The organism is Sphaerochaeta halotolerans (assembly GCF_003429665.1).
Classification (GTDB): Bacteria; Spirochaetota; Spirochaetia; order Sphaerochaetales; family Sphaerochaetaceae; genus Sphaerochaeta; species Sphaerochaeta halotolerans.
This window is the reverse complement of record NZ_QUWK01000004.1, coordinates 66425-82786: the sequence shown is the minus strand read 5'-3', so window position 1 is coordinate 82786 and position 16362 is coordinate 66425. Positions and strand designations below refer to the sequence as shown.

The following is a 16362-nucleotide window of genomic DNA, read 5'->3' as shown; positions in this document are numbered from 1 at the left end:
TCCTACCAACTCTGTTTCAACAGATTCAACAAGTCAATACGGCTCCTTACCTGGGTTTTTCCATAGATATTAGCCACGTGGTTGTTCACTGTATTTGCACTGATTCCCAGTTCACTGGCAATTTCCTTGTTGGTCAGACCTTTGCTGATCAACTGAATGACCGAAAACTCCCGCTCAGTAATATGATACTCCCCAAGATCTTCCAGACACAACTCAGCCTTGGGTTTCTGTGACCCATCATCCCGTCCGATACGCACGAACGTAATGAACAGGAACGTCATGATTGTAATTGAAAGGGCAATAAAATAGACTCCAAACAGGAATGGCTTGAGGGCGGGAAAGAAGAGAGCCAGCAAAATTACCGGCACCATTGATGCACTGACAATGATAATAGCTAGTGCTGAAGCCCTGGCTGTTTTGTTCTCAATGGTCTTGATGTTCTTCAACATGACAATCAAGCTAAAGCCCACGACGAAGACAAACAAAAAGAGCATTACCTGGTCCAATATCACCTTTCCCGTTATTTCCCGTGCAATTCCCAATCCAAGATAGAGGGCAGATAGGAAAAAAAACAATCCTTTGTACGGTTGTCTCCACGGATGGGCGATTACCCAAGTAGTAAAATACGGGATAAAGACAATGAGAAATGCAAGATCAGCCAGGAATACTGAAGTGATGATAATCGAGACAATCGTGTAAGCAAGCCCACTGAGGAACATTTGGCTGAGTACCTGCAGTGCCAACAACATCATACATCCCAGAAGGGATGCATGACAGACAATGAAATATGTAGCCCAACGTTTTGCGTTCGATAAGCGGTACACGATGGCCAAAGCCAATGTCATGCACCCCAATCCGAACGCAAGCATGTAAACCAGCAGCAGGATTCCGCTCACCTTTCTATCCTTTGTTCTTGTTCAGGCCCAGCCGCTTCTGATTGTGTGTCAGGTCTGCCAATCCACAGATGTCAGTGATATCATTCAACAAAGCCACCATATTTGTCGGAGCTAGCCCTACCTGCGACGCTGTCAATGCGTTGTAGGAGGAGGCATTCACTGCAGCTTTCGATTTCGCTGAATAGAGCTTGAGATGTAGGTCGAGGCCTTCATCCAAGAGATATGCAGCATCACTACTGAAGCCGGGGAATTGACCAGCAAGAGCGCTTTCAATCATAGCTGGATCTTTGACAAAACCTTTTGGAGCCTGGAGATGAAGAAGATACCAAAGAGGTAAGGATGGATTGTTCCATGCCAAATTCACCTTCTTCTTTTCTGCATGCGGCATCAACTCCTTCACTTCCTGTACAGAAACATCCAGGTCAGCAAACCCGAAGACCAGCCAGACACTGCTGTACTGTTCCTTGGTCCGCATTCTACCAGCTAATGTAATCAAATTTGCAAGGTCCTTGTAATCTGGTTCCCATACCACCGTCATATTTGCATAGCGGCAGTCCTTTCGCATTTGGGAAAAGTAGAGGGCTTCCGCCTCGGTTGCCGTCACCACCAGTATGGTTCTGCGTGGTTTTTGGGAAATACGTTTGCGTGCCATTATTACTCCTCCTTATCCTTACTTGTGTCCACAAAACAGAACTCCGAGAGAATCGGAAGAGCTCCGAATGCTCCATTCATGTACTGACTTTGCGTTTTGTCTTTGCTTCTTGAATACTTGAAGTTGGCCAGACTGAAGTACACAGTGGCACTCTCACTGTTCTTCTCGGCAAAGTAAACGCCATCACGCCTAAGCAATCCCGGTTTGAGTAGGGATGGGTTGCAATCGACCAAAAGCATTTGCGAACCATATCCTATATTACTTGCCTCGAAAATTTCCACAATATGACAGAGAACATTGGGATGCAATAGCATGCCAAAATCATCGATCACCAGCGTCTGATTCCGTATGAATGCATCGAAGAAGGCAACTCCCATCAAGCATAGTCGCCTGAGGCTCAAACTCTCCAAAGAGAAATAGGAAGCATAGTGCTGGGTTACGTTGGTGTGGACGAAGATTATTCGCTCATCCTTGACCCTGATGTCACGAATATCGGTGATATCGACACTCCATAGGAAATTAATCAATTGCTGGACCCACTCAGGATGTTCACTCAGGCGATTGATAAGATATTTCTCACTGATGTTTGAAACCCCCATCGGGAGCAGATGTAGGCTGTCACTCAACCATGAATACAGCAAACCTGTGGTTTCACTGCCTTTTTGGGCAGAGGCTGCCAGGAAGGAATGCTTTTCATCTACTTTCCCCACCAGGCGCTTCTTATCCCCACGATACATCTTGCCCCATCGATACGTATAGGTCAGCGCCTGTTGATCGAGCAGAAGGCTGTTCTCGTCCACCTTCCGTTCAAACATCATTCGCTTTGAACGACCTTGGAGATGGTACAGAGTTTCCTCGAAAATCTTTTCCCGGTCGCTGACCAAGGTGTATTGGGCAATGGTTGGTTCGCCACTCTCTTCATCACGATCAACCAGTACTCTGATGATGATGGTCGCAGGCTGTCCCTTTTCCTCGGAATAGGCGAAGGAAGTACCACTGAGAATCTGTAGGGGATTCTCCGTCTCCTCCGTAGCACACACAATGCCTTTCAGTGCCTCAAGTGCTCGTACGAATGTGCTCTTCCCAGCTCCATTGGGACCGATAATGGCTGCTGTCTTGATCAGCTTCAATTTCTCAGTGACCTCAACAACTTTCGACTCAGGGAACCGGTTGTCCCTGACAGCTTCAAACGAAATGGTTTGCGCAGACTTTACGGACCTGAAGTTCGCAATAGTCATATCCAGCAGCATACGCTACCTCCTCATACCCATAGGTGAATTCACCAAAGATTTTGCATACTTCGCCCCACCGATGGCCATTTTTCGAGTGCATCCATCAAACGGGCCGGAAGCGTTTCATCGCCATGATTGTCTGTGGCGATCACATCAATCAAGCCAAGTTCCAGATAGGGAAGCGAAAGGTTGTTCTCCACAGCTTCAACGTTCGTCTGTAGTAAACAACCGAGAGAGCGTAAACGTTGCAACATTGTGCTCTTTGGGCTCAGCCAAAGATACCGTTCCACATGGGCTATGAGCGGGCGATAGTGCATCTGGACCAATTGTTGCAACCGTTCCAAAACCTTGGGGGGGGGCAAGGAGAGCCCGAACTCCACCAAGGCAAACCTCCCATTGATGGGAATAGTTTTCAAGGTTTCTTGGTCCCCAACAAATAACTCACTCCCCAAATAGGTCTGCAACCCCAAGGATTCTGCCTCCCCTCTCGCCCACTGGTAGGTCTCTCTCAGTTCGGAAATATTAGTAGTCACATAAGGATTGAAAATATGGGGTGTGAATGCAATTGCCGTGACACCAGAGAGCTGATAAAGATTGAGCATACGGATGAATTGTTCCCGTGAGAGATAGCCATCATCAATCTCAGGGAGAAGATGACTGTGCATGTCACAGATACCCATAGACAAAACTCCTTGACGTGATTATATCCGGAAACTTGAAAATGTGAAAGAAGAAAAGGAGCAGTGCAAGGAAATAGGCTATCAAATAGTGCCTAAAATTCAATCATAGGTTGTGCTGCACAGTTCGCATTAGAAAGATGATGCTTCACTTCTTTCAATTCGCTCACCATATCTGCAACCCCAAGTAGTTGGCTAGAAGCATTTCTCCCTGTGATGACAATATGGGGAAAGCCTTCCTTGCCCTTATGGTCTGCTAGCCAGGAGCAGACTTCCTCACCGTCAAGATATCCTAGGGAGAGTGTATAGGTGAATTCATCAAGGACAATAAGGTCATAGGAAGCAGAAGAAATCCAACGCTTCACCTGCTGCCAACCTTTCTTTGCCAATTCTGCATTCTTGGCATCATTGTCTCCTTCCCAGGAGAATCCGGAACCAAACTGTTTCCAAGGCACTCCAAGTTGCTTGAGGAGACGGTACTCACCACTGTCCAGAAGCGCAGGGTCTTTCTTGATAAACTGGGCAACCGCACAACGTGCATCGTGCCCTAAGGCACGAATCAACTGGCCTACCGCAGCGGAGGTCTTTCCTTTTCCGTCACCCGTATAAATCAAGATCAAAGAGGATTGTGTTGCTTTCATGTACTACTCCATCACCATGTACTGGGTCATCGTGACTCCCTGCCCGTCATCCACAGAATCACCACTGATCTGCCTTTGGGCGAGCTGGTCTTGGCTCAAGGCTTGTTGCAGAATCAAAAGGGTATCATAGACACGTTCGTCACCCGTGGAATTGTAGACTTCATTCATAAGATCAACAGAGGCATGGAGTTCTCCCAAAGTTGCAAGCATCAAGGATGCGTTGTATCCACTGCTCAATTGTCGTGATTGTTGCCAGATTGACAGGAACTGCTGATACGCTCTCCTATACTCGCCATTCTTTGCAAACTCATGTGCTATTTCTGCAGAAGCAAGCTTCTCCTTGTTTTTCATCAGGGGGAAATGCTCCGTCTCCCAAGAAGGTGCTAGATTGAGCACCATCTTGTCTGTAATGCGTTCAATAATCTGGGAAAAGAGGGTGCCAAAAGAGGGTGCCAATCCACTGCTGTAGTTTCGCTCATCACGATAAGAGCCATCTTCAGCATAGTAGCGTGTTCCTATTTTGGTTCGCTTCTCTTCCTTGTCAGTAACGGTTTCACGTACCAAAATTCCGCCATCATGTAACCTGGTGATGGTATACGATATGCCAAGGGTGGCTTCCTGTATGAGGTAATACTCCCGTTTGGTGACTTGTTCGCTGCTAATACCGCTACTGTTGGTAACAAACTCCCTAAGATCTGTTCCCTCTACACGTTCCTCCACGTCCATATAGGAGATTTCACTACTCATAAGTAGGTCAAATCCCTTCTCACGCATCAAACGCACACCGTCTTTTCCTGTCCTGGAGAGGCTGAGGTAGGCATCGGTAGCCTCAGGGACAAGAATTGAGAAATATCGGGTGTCACTCACGGCCTGCACAATCTTCCGGGTTGCAAGGGAAGCAACACGCTCTGACAGGTTTGTCTCGAAGCCAGTGGAGAGCGTAAAGTCAGTTCCCTGCAGACCACTGACCCATGGACTCAGCGGCCTGCCATAGGGAAACCTATAGCTGGACGTTGAAGCGATGGCAAGACTCCTTTCTCCCCCGAGATCTACTTCCCCTGGAACCAGATGGCGCACCTTCACCGTGGTTGCACAGCCGCTTAGGAAAACCATCAGGGCAAAAACCAGAACCACCTTTACAAAACGCTTCATTGGTTCTCTCCTTCCGCCAGGAGGTAGCCAGCTGCTGCCTCCAATGCACGTACCATGCCTGTTGCATCTGCCAGATTCTTTCCTGCAATGTCAAAAGCAGTCCCATGGTCAACACTGGTTCTTAGGAACGGAAGATTCCATGTGATTGAAATTGTCTGGTTGAAATCATAGGTCTTTGCAGCAATGTGCCCCTGATCATGGTAAAGGGAGATTACTGCCCGATATTTCCCTATTCTCGCTTGATAGAAGACCGAATCGGCTCCAATTGGACCTACAACATTCACCCCACGCCTTCGAGCCTCATTGATGGCAGGCTCTATGGCGCGTTCTTCCTCATCCCCGAAGAGACCATGCTCTCCGCAGTGAGGGTTCAACCCCGCTACTGCCAGGCTGAGCTCATTCTTGAATACCCCACCATGGTTCTGCGTAATAGCGTCACATTCAAGGATGGTTGCAAGTAAGGACTCCTTTGTTACTGCATCGCAGGCCTGACGCAAGGAGAGATGCCTGGTATGAAAGAATATCTTCAACCCAAGCGTGTCAAACATCGTTATTGCCCGCTGGGTTCCGCTCAGTGCACTGAGTATTTCGGTGTACCCGATATGCTCTACTCCTGAGGCTTTCAGAGCTTCCTTATGAAGAGGTGGTGTGACCAGAGCATCAGCATACCCACATTGAATCAGACGTACTGCCTGTTTGACTGCAAGATAGGCAGATCGGCCACACATTGCCTGAATTTCACCATAGTTGAATCGATGCATATCCAAGACATTCTGAGCATAGAGAATTGAGCAGCTTCCACCTTCAATTGCACGGGCCAAGGAGAAGTCATCCACTACCACTGCATCAAAATCTGAAGGAATACCCAAATCAGCAGAAACCTTATTAAAGAGAGGCACATCACCAATTACCACAATACCTAGGGAAGGTGGGAGTGAAGCTCGTTGCATTGCCTTCAACACAATCTCAGGACCAATCCCTGCTGGATCTCCAAAAGGGACTGCCAGATACCTACGTTTTGTTTCCATATTCGCATCATATCAGTGTGATTCTCACCTGTCCAGATAGACAAACCGATGCAACCAATTGACAACCTGATTACCTTCACTTATGTTGGAGATGTGGGATTTGATTCTGATTTCAAGGAGTAACGACATGGCTAAATACCGTGACGAAGAAGATGAGCTCGATGATGAGGAAGATCGTTATTTCAGCAGACTTGAGGATGAGGAAGATGCATATCTTGCCGATCTATTCGATGCTCCTGAGGTAATTGATTTCGGTGATGATGATGACGAAATGCTCGATGAGGATGAAGAAGACGATGATTTGCTTGATGATGGCTTCATGGTCGATGGAGATGAATCCTACGAGGATGAGTTTTACGACGAGAGAGACGATTTCGGTGATACCGACGCATTTGAAGAAGAAGACTTTACCTGATCCAGCGCAACTATGAAACACACACTCCCCGATTACCCCGGGGAGTTTCTTATGCAGGTTCCATAAAAAAATTCATGTTTCTACAAATAGATACTTGCACTCCTTTTGGTTTCTATGTATAGTAACACCATCACGAAGGAGAATACCCATGAAACGAACCATTGCACTGCTAGCAACGTTCTTGCTTGTCGGATCCTACTTGGTTGCGCAACCTACCAGCGAAACACTACCAAGCGAGGGTACGGAAAAGATCTATACCATCGGCATTTCAAAGCTGGTCAGCCATCCAGCTCTCGATGCAATTGAACAGGGAGTCATGGACTATCTCGAGTCAAGAGAATTCACTGTTTCCTTTGACAACCAGAACTGCAACGGAGAAATAGCAACAGCAATTGCCATTGCACAGAAATTCAAGAGTGATGACAAGGATATCGTAGTAGGCATTGCTACTCCTGCCGCCCAAGCCCTTGCTCAGATCATCAAGGAGAAACCTGTAGTATTCGGTGCTATCACTGACCCGCTTGCTGCAGGATTGGTTGCCGACTATACCAGGAAAGAAGAGACCAATATCGCCGGAGTCTCAGACCTGAACCCGATTGAGCTACAACTCGAGACGTACTTCTCCATCGTCAAGCCAAAGACCCTTGGGATGATTTATACCAGTAGTGAAGCCAATGGTGTTGTGCAGATGGAGATGGCAAGAGAAATCTGTGAAGCGAATGGAATCAAGTTCGTGGCAGCGGCCATCAGCAATTCAAGCGAGGTAAAGATGGCTGCCCAGTCCATCATCGACCGCATAGATGCCATGTATGTGGCGATCGACAACACAGTTGTCAGCGCCATCCCCAGTGTGAGTGAAGTCTGCATGAAGGCTGGGATACCACTCTTCAATACGGATACCACCAGTAGTGAAAACATCGACTTCCTGATGAGCTGGGGGTTCAACTACTATACCGTCGGTACAGAGACGGGGAAAGTAGTGGAAAGAATCATCAAGGGAGAAAATCCAAAGGATATTGGAGCCATCTTCTTTGATGACCCTGCACAATTTGAACTCTGGTTCAATCTTGATACCGCTAAGAAACTCGGTATCACGATTGATGAATCATTGCTCGCCAACGCAAAAGTGATCATCAAGGACGGGCAAAAACAAGTACAACCATGACATTGATTCTCCTTGTTCTGCAGACCTGCTTCTTCGGGAGCAGGTCCCTTTATGCTAAATCTCGCTAATACTTGTATATTATATGAATTATTATTCATTATTTTGTATATTCGGATTTACAATTCTTGAAATTCCAGCTATAGTTTTGCAAACGAAAAGGATTATCCGCTTGGAGGAATGATTATGAAAAAACTACAGCATCCGATGCTCTTCGCTCTCTCTCTTTTGCTCTGTGTTGCCCTCCCGCTCTTCAGCGCCGGGCAGGCAGAACAAACCGGCCCACAACCATACAAGATTGGAATTTCCAAACTGGTCACCCACGCTGCCCTTGATGCAGCTGAGCAGGGAATGATGGATTACCTGGCAACCACCGACCTTCTGGTGACCTATGACCATCAGAATGCAAATGGAGATATTTCGACCGCTTCCTCCATTGCCCAGAAGTTCAAGAGTGACAAGGTTGATGTGGCAGTCGGTATCGCCACCCCTGCCGCCCAGGCTCTTGCCCAAGTGTTTAATGAGAATTCTGGTACCCCTGTCGTATTCAGTGCCGTTACCGACTCAACCGAAGCTGGCCTTGTAGCTGCTAACATTGCCGGAGTATCTGACAAGAACCCGGTCGATGAACAGATCAAGCTGTTGATTGATATCACCGGTGCAAAAACCATCGGCAATATCTACGCTTCCGGTGAAGCCAATGGGGTGCTACTCATGGAGATGGCAAAGGCTGCCTGTGAGAAGTATGGAGTGGAATTTGTATCTGCTGCCATCTCCAACTCCAGTGAGGTCAAGATGGCTACACAGTCCATCATCGATCGTGTTGATGCGCTCTACATCGCAACAGACAACACGGTCATCAGTGCAATAGCCTCTGTTGATGATGTTGCCAAGAAGGCAGGCAAGCCGCTGTTCAGTTCTGATGCAAGCGGTATTGAGGGTTTGAATATTATGATCAGCCTCGGCTTCGATTACTACAACATTGGTGTTGAAACCGGCAAGGTTGTAGAACAGGTCCTCAAAGGCGCTAAAGCCGGAGACATCGGAACGGTCTACATCACCGATCCTACAAAATTCCAGTTGTGGTTCAATCTTGATGTAGCCGAGAAGCTTGGGTATACTATTCCGCAGTCGTTGCAGGATGCAGCTGCAGTACTCATCAAGGATGGTGTGAAAATCACCCAGTAACTGGGCCGATTGCAATCCCGCCGGACTTGTATTGAGCCGGCGGTTTTTTTCTGTGTAAGGGGTATTACATGCTTGAAGGAATTTTTGTTGATGGCCTGATCTTTTCCCTGATGGTCATTGGAATCTTAATCTCATATCGAATCCTCGATATAGCTGACCTGACCTGCGATGGATCAGTCGCCACCGGGGCAGCAGTCGCAACCATGGCCATTGTAGCCGGCCTTCCCATCTTTGTTGCATTGCTGCTTTCATTCTTAGCAGGAGTGGTTGCTGGTATGATAACTGCCGCTATCCATAATAAATTGAAAATTCCTGGTTTGCTTGCAGGTATCCTTACCATGACTATGCTGTACTCAATCAACCTGAGGATTCTGGGCAACAAGGCAAACGTTCCCTTGCTTCGTGTGGAGACCTTGTACTCCAAGCTCCCCGACGCATTCCAGTTCCTACCCCCTGAATGGGCAAGCCTTGTGGGTACCCTTTTGGTAGTACTCTTCGTGAAGGTCCTTATTGATATCTTTTTCCGTACCGACCTAGGCGTCTCACTTGGAGCAATGGGGGGCAACGAACAGATGGTCATCAGCCAAGGGATAAACCCGGAGGTACTGAAGCTGATCGGTCTCGGGCTCTCCAATGGTTTGATTGCTCTCTCTGGTGGGCTCCTCGCCCAGTACCAGGGCTTTGCAGATGCAAACCTGGGCATCGGCATGGTCGTCCAAGGACTGGCGGCAATCATGCTCGGGGAGTTCCTCTTCTCCACAAACAGGATATCTTTGTTGACCCTTCGTGCCATCTTCGGAGCCATTATCTATAAAGCGTTGATGTTCTTTGGCAGAAAGTACGGCTATTTGGTCAACATCACGCCGAACGACTTCAAACTCCTCACGGGTATTTTGGTAATCGTCAGCTTGTTCGTTGCCCAGACCCGCAGCGCTGCCAGTACTGCCGGGGCGAAAAAGAAAGCCATTGCACGCTCCCAGGCTAAAACCATGAGCAATAAGGAGGATGCAACCAATGCTTGATTTGAGTAATATTACAAAAGTATTCAATCCTGGAACCGTTAATGAAAAGATTGCATTGGAAAACATCAATCTCCATGTTAATAGAGGGGACGTCATCTGTATCATCGGCTCGAATGGCAGTGGCAAATCCACGCTTTTCAATATAATCAGCGGTACCTACCCAGTCACTAATGGAAAGATCATCTTTGATGAAGTGGACATCACCAGCAGTCCAGAGTATCGCAGGGCTATGACCGTAGGCCGCATATTCCAGGACCCCACCAAGGGAACAGCTGCAAACATGTCCATTGAGGACAACATGATTACAGCAATGACAAAAGGGATGAAGGGGCTGCGCATAAGCTTGAACAATGAGAAGCGGAAAATGTTCAGTGAACTGCTCAAACCCATCGGTTTGGAGAACAGGCTCAAAGACAACGTTGGACTGCTTAGTGGAGGGCAGAGACAAGCGCTCACCTTGTTGATGACGGTTATGAGCAAGCCGAAGATGATCTTGCTTGATGAGCATACTGCCGCCCTTGATCCGAGAAATGCACAGATTGTCATGGATTTGACCGAACGGTACATCAAGGAGTATGAGCTCACTGCACTGACGGTTACCCATAATATGCAGTTTGCTATTGACTTCGGCAACCGTCTGATCATGATGGATGAAGGATCTATCATCCTCGATGTTTCTGGTGAACAAAAGGCAAACCTGACTGTGGATGAACTGGTACGCAGATTCAAAGACCTGCGCAAGAAAAACTTTGACGATGACGAAGGCCTGCTTACCGATTAACAGGTTGTCAGCATTGCCCTCACAATTTGTTATGGGCATATGAGGTAGTATTGTGAAATCCACCCTCCAGGATACGGCGATGGAGAACATGTTCTCCCGCCGTTTTCTGTATAGCCTCATTGTTCCCCTCATCATCGAACAAGTGCTTATGGTCTCCATAGGAATGGCTGACACGGTCATGATTGCTTCCGCTGGGGAAAGTGCTGTCAGCGCCATCAGTTTGGTAGACTCGATCACCATTTTGATTGTCCAGCTTTTTGCTGCGTTCGCCACCGGTGGGGCAGTTGTCGCAAGCCAGTACCTGGGAAGAAAGGACAATGCCTCTGCAAATGAGGCAGCCAAGCAACTGATTTTGCTCTCGCTAATCGTCTCGGTTGCTTTTATGCTTCTCTGCATGCCGTTTAGGAGCCAGATTATCAGCTTTATCTTTGGATCCATTGAGACATCGGTCCTTGAAGGTGGAGCAACCTACTTCATATATATACTTCTCTCACTCCCTTTTCTTGCCACCTATAACGCATCGGCAGCCCTGTTCCGCTCCATGGGAAACAGCAAGGTCTCATTGTGGGTAAGTGTTGTTATGAATCTGGTCAATATCGCAGGAAATGCCTACTTTATCTTTGCCCTACATTTGGGGGTAATCGGAGCAGGGCTGGGAACGCTGCTCAGTCGTATTATCGGAAGTACAATCATCCTCGTGTTGTTGACAAATCCCTCCAACCAGATAGTAGTGCGCAACTATCGTGACTGGTCCCTTCGCTGGGAGATGATCAAGCGGATCATGCATATCGGTATCCCCAATGGGATTGAGGGCAGCGTCTTCCAAATCGGAAAATTACTTGTTCAAGGATTTATTGCTGCTTTCGGTACTGCATCCATCGCCGCAAATGCAATTGCCAATTCAGTTGCTTCTTTTGTAAATATTCCAGGGGGAGCTATCGGCTTGGCTTCAATCACTGTCATTGGTCAAGCAATCGGTGCTAAGAGACCCGATCAGGCTGTCTTCTATGGAAAGAGGCTTCTTTTGGCTGCCTATCTTGCCATGACAATCGTGGCAATCCCGGTCTTCATCTTCGCACCAAAGATAGTGATGGTCTTCAACCTCTCCGCTGAGGCAACTGAACTTGCATCCAATGTCATCCGTTCTGCCATGATTTTCAGCTCCCTGCTCTGGCCAGCTGCATTTTCACTGCCCAATTTTCTGAGGGCAGCTGGAGATGTAAAGTTCACCATGGTTGTATCAATGGTGAGCATGTGGGCAAGTAGAGTAGGCATGAGCTACCTCCTTGCAATAGTCTTTGGATGGGGCATCTATGGTGTTTGGTTCGGCATGTATATTGACTGGATTTTCAGAAGCACCTTTTTCATTACCAGGTTTGCTCGTGGGAAGTGGAAAACCAAGCGGGTAATTTGATAAAACAGTTTCAGATGTTGTAAAAATCTTTGTACATACCGTATTTTTCTCTTTACAAATACCCAAATGGTACTATCATGATACATGAACGTGCCCGGGCACTACGCAGGAAATTATATATTTTGCTTGTAACCCCTGCTTCAGTACTACGTATACCCTCCATAGCTCATGCATATCACTGGAGTAATCCAGAAAAAAGGAGTCGTATATGAAAAAGTGTATCAGTGTGCTCATGATGGTGTTGCTGGTTGCAACATCTCTCTTCGCCACCGGAACAAAGGAAGAAAGTGGAATCGCCAAGATTGGTGTCTCGATGCCCACACAAAGCCTCCAACGTTGGAACCAGGATGGTGCCAACATGAAGAAGCAACTCGAAGCAGCAGGCTACCAGGTAGATCTGCAGTATGCAGGGGATAATGACATCCCTACCCAGGTAGCGCAGCTCGAGAACATGATCGTCACAGGTTGTGATGTATTGGTCATCGCCTCCATTGATGGCTCGGCGCTCACTGAGGTACTCAAGCAAGCCAAGGAAAATGACATTGAAGTCATCGCCTATGACCGCTTGATCATGAACAGTGATGCAGTAACCTATTATGCAACCTTTGATAATTTCAAGGTTGGAACAATTCAGGGTGAGTTCATTCGTGATGCTCTCAAGCTGGACAGCACTCCTGGTCCCTACTACATTGAGCTGTTCACTGGTTCCCCTGATGACAACAACATCAATTTCTTCTTTGGTGGTGCCATGTCAATTCTGGAACCATACATCAAGAGCGGAAAACTGGTAGTACCTTCTGGCCAGACCAGCAAAGCTCAGGTAGCAACATTGAACTGGTCTACAGAGGAAGCTCAGAAGAGAATGGAAAATCTCATCACTGCTAATGGATACGGTCCGAATGGGAATCGCCTTGATGCTGTCTATTCTTCCAATGACTCAGTAGCAAACGGAATCACCAATGCCTTGGTAGCTGCCGGCTACACTAAGGACAACTTCCCGATCATCACCGGTCAGGATTGTGACAAACCAGCGGTCAAGAACATGTTGCAAGGCCTTCAGGCCATGTCCATCTTCAAGGATACCCGCACCTTGGCCAGCAAGGTTGTGGAAATGGTCAATGCCATTGTGAAGGGTGAGGAAGTCGTGGTTAACGACACCAAAACCTATGACAACGGTACTGGGATTATCCCGTCCTACCTCTGCGAACCAGTATTCGCAACAGTGGACAACTACAAAGAACTGTTAATCGACAGCGGTTACTATACCGAAGCTGACATACAGGTCTGATCTGTTTCGAAAGAAGGCGGGCAACACTTGTTGCCCGCCACCTTTCTTGGAGGTTTATTTTGGATACCCTACTCTTAGAGATGAAACACATCACCAAAACCTTTCCCGGGGTCAAGGCATTGGATGACGTTACTCTTGATGTCAGGCAAGGTGAAATCCATGCAATTGTAGGAGAAAACGGGGCTGGCAAATCCACTCTGATGAATATCCTCAGTGGTGTGTACCCTGCTGGTTCCTTTGAAGGAGAAATTATCATTCATGGGGAATCCTGTCACTTCCATACCATCAAGGAGAGTGAACAGAAGGGAATCGCCATCATTCACCAGGAACTTGCCTTGGTCCCTTACCTCACCATCGGCGAGAATATGTTTCTGGGGAATGAACGTGGCTCATACTTTCGCATCGATTGGGATAAGACGTACAACAGGGCAGATGAACTGCTTTCCATGGTCGGGCTTGAGGAGTCTTCCAAAATTGCAATCAAGGATATTGGGGTTGGCAAGCAACAGCTGGTAGAGATTGCCAAAGCACTCGCAAAGAACGTCAAAGTGTTAATCCTAGACGAACCAACTGCTTCCCTCAATGATTCAGAAGCAAAAAAATTACTGGACCTCTTGCTGGAATTCAAAAGCAAGGGAATGACCAGCATCCTTATCTCACATAAACTCAATGAGGTCTCCTATGTTGCCGATAGGATCACCGTCATCCGTGACGGCCAGGTCATCACCACCATGGACAAGGAACAAAAAGCTTTTGCTGAGGATGAGATTATCAAGGCAATGGTTGGGCGTAGTATTGAAGACCGGTTCCCCAAGCGGAATATAAAAATTGGGGAAGTAAGTCTTGAGGTTGAGCATTGGACGGTATACAACCCAATCAACCAAGGAAAGAAAATTTGTGATGACATTACAATCAATCTCCACAAAGGGGAAGTGGTGGGCATCAGCGGCTTGATGGGTGCAGGCCGAACAGAATTTGTCATGAGCTTGTTTGGAAAGAGTTACGGTCAGGACATCAGTGGAACTGTTCGCATCAATGGAAAGGAAGTACATCTGAATACCGTACAACAGGCAATTGACAACAAAATTGCCTATGTCACAGAGGATCGCAAGACCAATGGCCTGATCCTCTCCAAGCCTATTATGGAGAACACCACCCTCGCAAACCTGAAGGCGATCAGCAACCATCAGATTATTGATCCTGACTTGGAGATGCAGGTATCCAAGGACATGGTGGCAAAGATGGGAACAAAATGTTCCTCTGTGCTCGAAGATGTCAACAATCTATCGGGAGGCAACCAACAGAAAGTGCTGTTGGGCAAGTGGATCTTTACGGAACCAGAAATCCTCCTGCTTGATGAACCAACGAGAGGCATTGATGTTGGTGCAAAATATGAAATTTATACCATCATCAATCAATTGGCTGAAGAAGGGAAATCCATTCTTGTCATCTCTTCCGAAATGCCTGAGATCCTCGGCATTTGTGACCGAATCTATGTGCTCAGTGAAGGAAGAATTGTTGGAGAAATGCTTGGCTCTGAAGCAAGCCAAGAAGCAATTATGACATGTATTATTCAGAATCAGAAAGGAGCAAAAACATCATGAGACATAGCCTCGGGATCAAGGATTCTATGAAGAAGAATTCCATGCTTTTAGTCCTCATCGCAACAATGATTCTCTTCAACGGCTTGATCAGCGCCAGTGGACGAGGTTCTCTTTTCGTCCCAGCGAACATCTCAAACCTCATTAGCCAGAACTCCTATGTGGTTATCCTTGCCACAGGAATGTTGCTTTGTATTCTTACCGGTGGAAACATTGACCTCTCAGTCGGCTCTGTTGTCGCCTTGGTTGGTGCTTTGGCAGGAACGTTGATCGTGAACCTCGGTTGGAATATATATTTTTCGATTTTCATCTGTTTGCTCACAGGGTTGGCAATCGGTGCCTGGCAAGGCTTTTGGATTGCCTATGTACGCATCCCTCCCTTTATTACCACCTTGGCAGGGATGCTTCTGTGGAGAGGGGTTGCGCTCATCATTCTTAATGGGCTCACCATCTCTCCTTTCCCAGAAGAGTACCTCAGGTATTTCAATAGCTTCCTGCCAAACACTGATGACAAGGCGAGGGTGTTTACCATCACATTCGTCCTTGGGGTGATTATCTGCTTGGTTGTAATAGCCTATACACTGTTCAATCGACAAACAAAGAAGAAAAAAGGGTATCAGATTGAACCATTGGCTTACACCATTGCACGAATCGTTTTCCTTTCAGCCGCCATTCTCTTGGTGGCAAGCTTACTTGGTCAGCACAAAGGAATCCCTGTTGTACTGATACTTCTTGCCGTAATCGTCCTTGGATACAGTTATTTCACTTCACGCAGTGTTCCAGGAAGGCATCTCTACGCATTGGGTGGTAACGAAAAGGCAGCAAAACTCTCAGGTATCAACACCAATCGGGTACTCTTCTTTGCCTATGCAAATATGGGGTTTCTGGCCGGAGTAGCAGCACTGGTGGGAGTAGCCCGCTTCAACTCTGCTGCCCCTACTGCAGGAACCAACTATGAACTGGATGCCATCGGTGCCTGCTTCATAGGAGGAGCTTCAGCTTACGGTGGAACTGGTACCGTTGGAGGAGCAATTATCGGAGCCATCTTCATGGGTGTCCTAAACAATGGCATGTCAATACTCGGAATTGATGCGAACTGGCAGAAGGCAGTCAAGGGTATTGTTGTCCTTGCTGCAGTGGTATTTGATGTTTTGAGCAAAAAGCGGGTAAAATCCAACTGAGGACACTTGCGCATGCAACGTTGTCAGCATTA

Annotated in this window: 16 protein-coding genes; 9 read left to right on the top strand and 7 right to left on the bottom strand. The window is 47.3% G+C overall.

Annotated elements, in window-relative coordinates; genetic code table 11:
• Positions 1-2 precede the first annotated feature (2 nt).
• The 7 genes from DYP60_RS04750 to DYP60_RS04720 all read right to left on the bottom strand — a co-directional run bounded on the left by DYP60_RS04750 (position 3) and on the right by DYP60_RS04720 (position 6278).
• Positions 3-896 (bottom strand): helix-turn-helix transcriptional regulator, encoded by an 894-nt coding sequence (locus DYP60_RS04750; RefSeq protein WP_117329742.1) that lies wholly within the window; start codon positions 894-896, stop codon positions 3-5.
• A 4-nt stretch (positions 897-900) separates the two neighbouring features.
• Positions 901-1548, bottom strand: coding sequence for an RloB domain-containing protein (locus DYP60_RS04745; protein ID WP_117329741.1), 648 nt, complete (start codon positions 1546-1548; stop codon positions 901-903).
• Between the two features lie 2 nt (positions 1549-1550).
• Positions 1551-2798 carry an AAA family ATPase gene (locus tag DYP60_RS04740; RefSeq protein WP_117329740.1) on the bottom strand — a complete coding sequence of 416 codons (1248 nt, stop codon included), beginning with the start codon at positions 2796-2798 and terminating at the stop codon, positions 1551-1553.
• Positions 2799-2827: 29 nt separating this feature from the next.
• Positions 2828-3460, bottom strand: coding sequence for a CpsB/CapC family capsule biosynthesis tyrosine phosphatase (locus DYP60_RS04735; protein ID WP_117329739.1), 633 nt, complete (start codon positions 3458-3460; stop codon positions 2828-2830).
• A gap of 92 nt (positions 3461-3552) precedes the next feature.
• Positions 3553-4098 (bottom strand): cob(I)yrinic acid a,c-diamide adenosyltransferase, encoded by a 546-nt coding sequence (locus DYP60_RS04730; protein ID WP_117329738.1) that lies wholly within the window; start codon positions 4096-4098, stop codon positions 3553-3555.
• A 3-nt stretch (positions 4099-4101) separates the two neighbouring features.
• Positions 4102-5250, bottom strand: a complete 1149-nt coding sequence (locus tag DYP60_RS04725) for a hypothetical protein (RefSeq protein WP_117329737.1) — start codon at positions 5248-5250, stop codon at positions 4102-4104.
• Complete coding sequence (locus DYP60_RS04720; protein ID WP_117329736.1) at positions 5247-6278, bottom strand: 4-hydroxythreonine-4-phosphate dehydrogenase PdxA; 1032 nt, start codon at positions 6276-6278, stop codon at positions 5247-5249. The genes DYP60_RS04725 and DYP60_RS04720 overlap by 4 nt, the downstream gene beginning before the upstream one ends.
• A 127-nt stretch (positions 6279-6405) precedes the next feature.
• Between DYP60_RS04720 and DYP60_RS04715 the strand changes: the two genes are divergently transcribed.
• The 9 genes from DYP60_RS04715 to mmsB all read left to right on the top strand — a co-directional run bounded on the left by DYP60_RS04715 (position 6406) and on the right by mmsB (position 16330).
• Positions 6406-6693: a hypothetical protein gene (locus DYP60_RS04715; RefSeq protein WP_117329735.1), complete on the top strand. Its 288-nt coding sequence runs from the start codon at positions 6406-6408 to the stop codon at positions 6691-6693.
• 148 nt (positions 6694-6841) lie between these two features.
• A complete protein-coding gene (locus tag DYP60_RS04710) occupies positions 6842-7858 on the top strand; it encodes an ABC transporter substrate-binding protein (RefSeq protein WP_117329734.1) in 1017 nt (338 codons plus the stop codon).
• Positions 7859-8041: 183 nt separating this feature from the next.
• Positions 8042-9043, top strand: a complete 1002-nt coding sequence (locus tag DYP60_RS04705) for an ABC transporter substrate-binding protein (RefSeq protein WP_117329733.1) — start codon at positions 8042-8044, stop codon at positions 9041-9043.
• 68 nt (positions 9044-9111) lie between these two features.
• Positions 9112-10065, top strand: a complete 954-nt coding sequence (locus DYP60_RS04700) for an ABC transporter permease (protein WP_117329732.1) — start codon at positions 9112-9114, stop codon at positions 10063-10065.
• Positions 10058-10846: an ABC transporter ATP-binding protein gene (locus DYP60_RS04695; RefSeq protein ID WP_117329731.1), complete on the top strand. Its 789-nt coding sequence runs from the start codon at positions 10058-10060 to the stop codon at positions 10844-10846. The genes DYP60_RS04700 and DYP60_RS04695 overlap by 8 nt, the downstream gene beginning before the upstream one ends.
• A 52-nt stretch (positions 10847-10898) precedes the next feature.
• The gene (locus DYP60_RS04690; protein ID WP_240622822.1) at positions 10899-12260 is read left to right on the top strand and encodes an MATE family efflux transporter; all 1362 of its coding nucleotides are present in this window, start codon (positions 10899-10901) and stop codon (positions 12258-12260) included.
• A 208-nt stretch (positions 12261-12468) separates the two neighbouring features.
• Positions 12469-13548: a multiple monosaccharide ABC transporter substrate-binding protein gene (chvE, locus tag DYP60_RS04685; protein WP_117329730.1), complete on the top strand. Its 1080-nt coding sequence runs from the start codon at positions 12469-12471 to the stop codon at positions 13546-13548.
• Positions 13549-13628: 80 nt separating this feature from the next.
• On the top strand, positions 13629-15152 hold the full coding sequence (locus tag DYP60_RS04680; protein WP_338067792.1) for an ATP-binding cassette domain-containing protein: 1524 nt from the start codon (positions 13629-13631) through the stop codon (positions 15150-15152).
• Positions 15149-16330 (top strand): multiple monosaccharide ABC transporter permease, encoded by a 1182-nt coding sequence (mmsB, locus tag DYP60_RS04675; protein ID WP_117329728.1) that lies wholly within the window; start codon positions 15149-15151, stop codon positions 16328-16330. The genes DYP60_RS04680 and mmsB overlap by 4 nt, the downstream gene beginning before the upstream one ends.
• Positions 16331-16362: the final 32 nt, after the last annotated feature.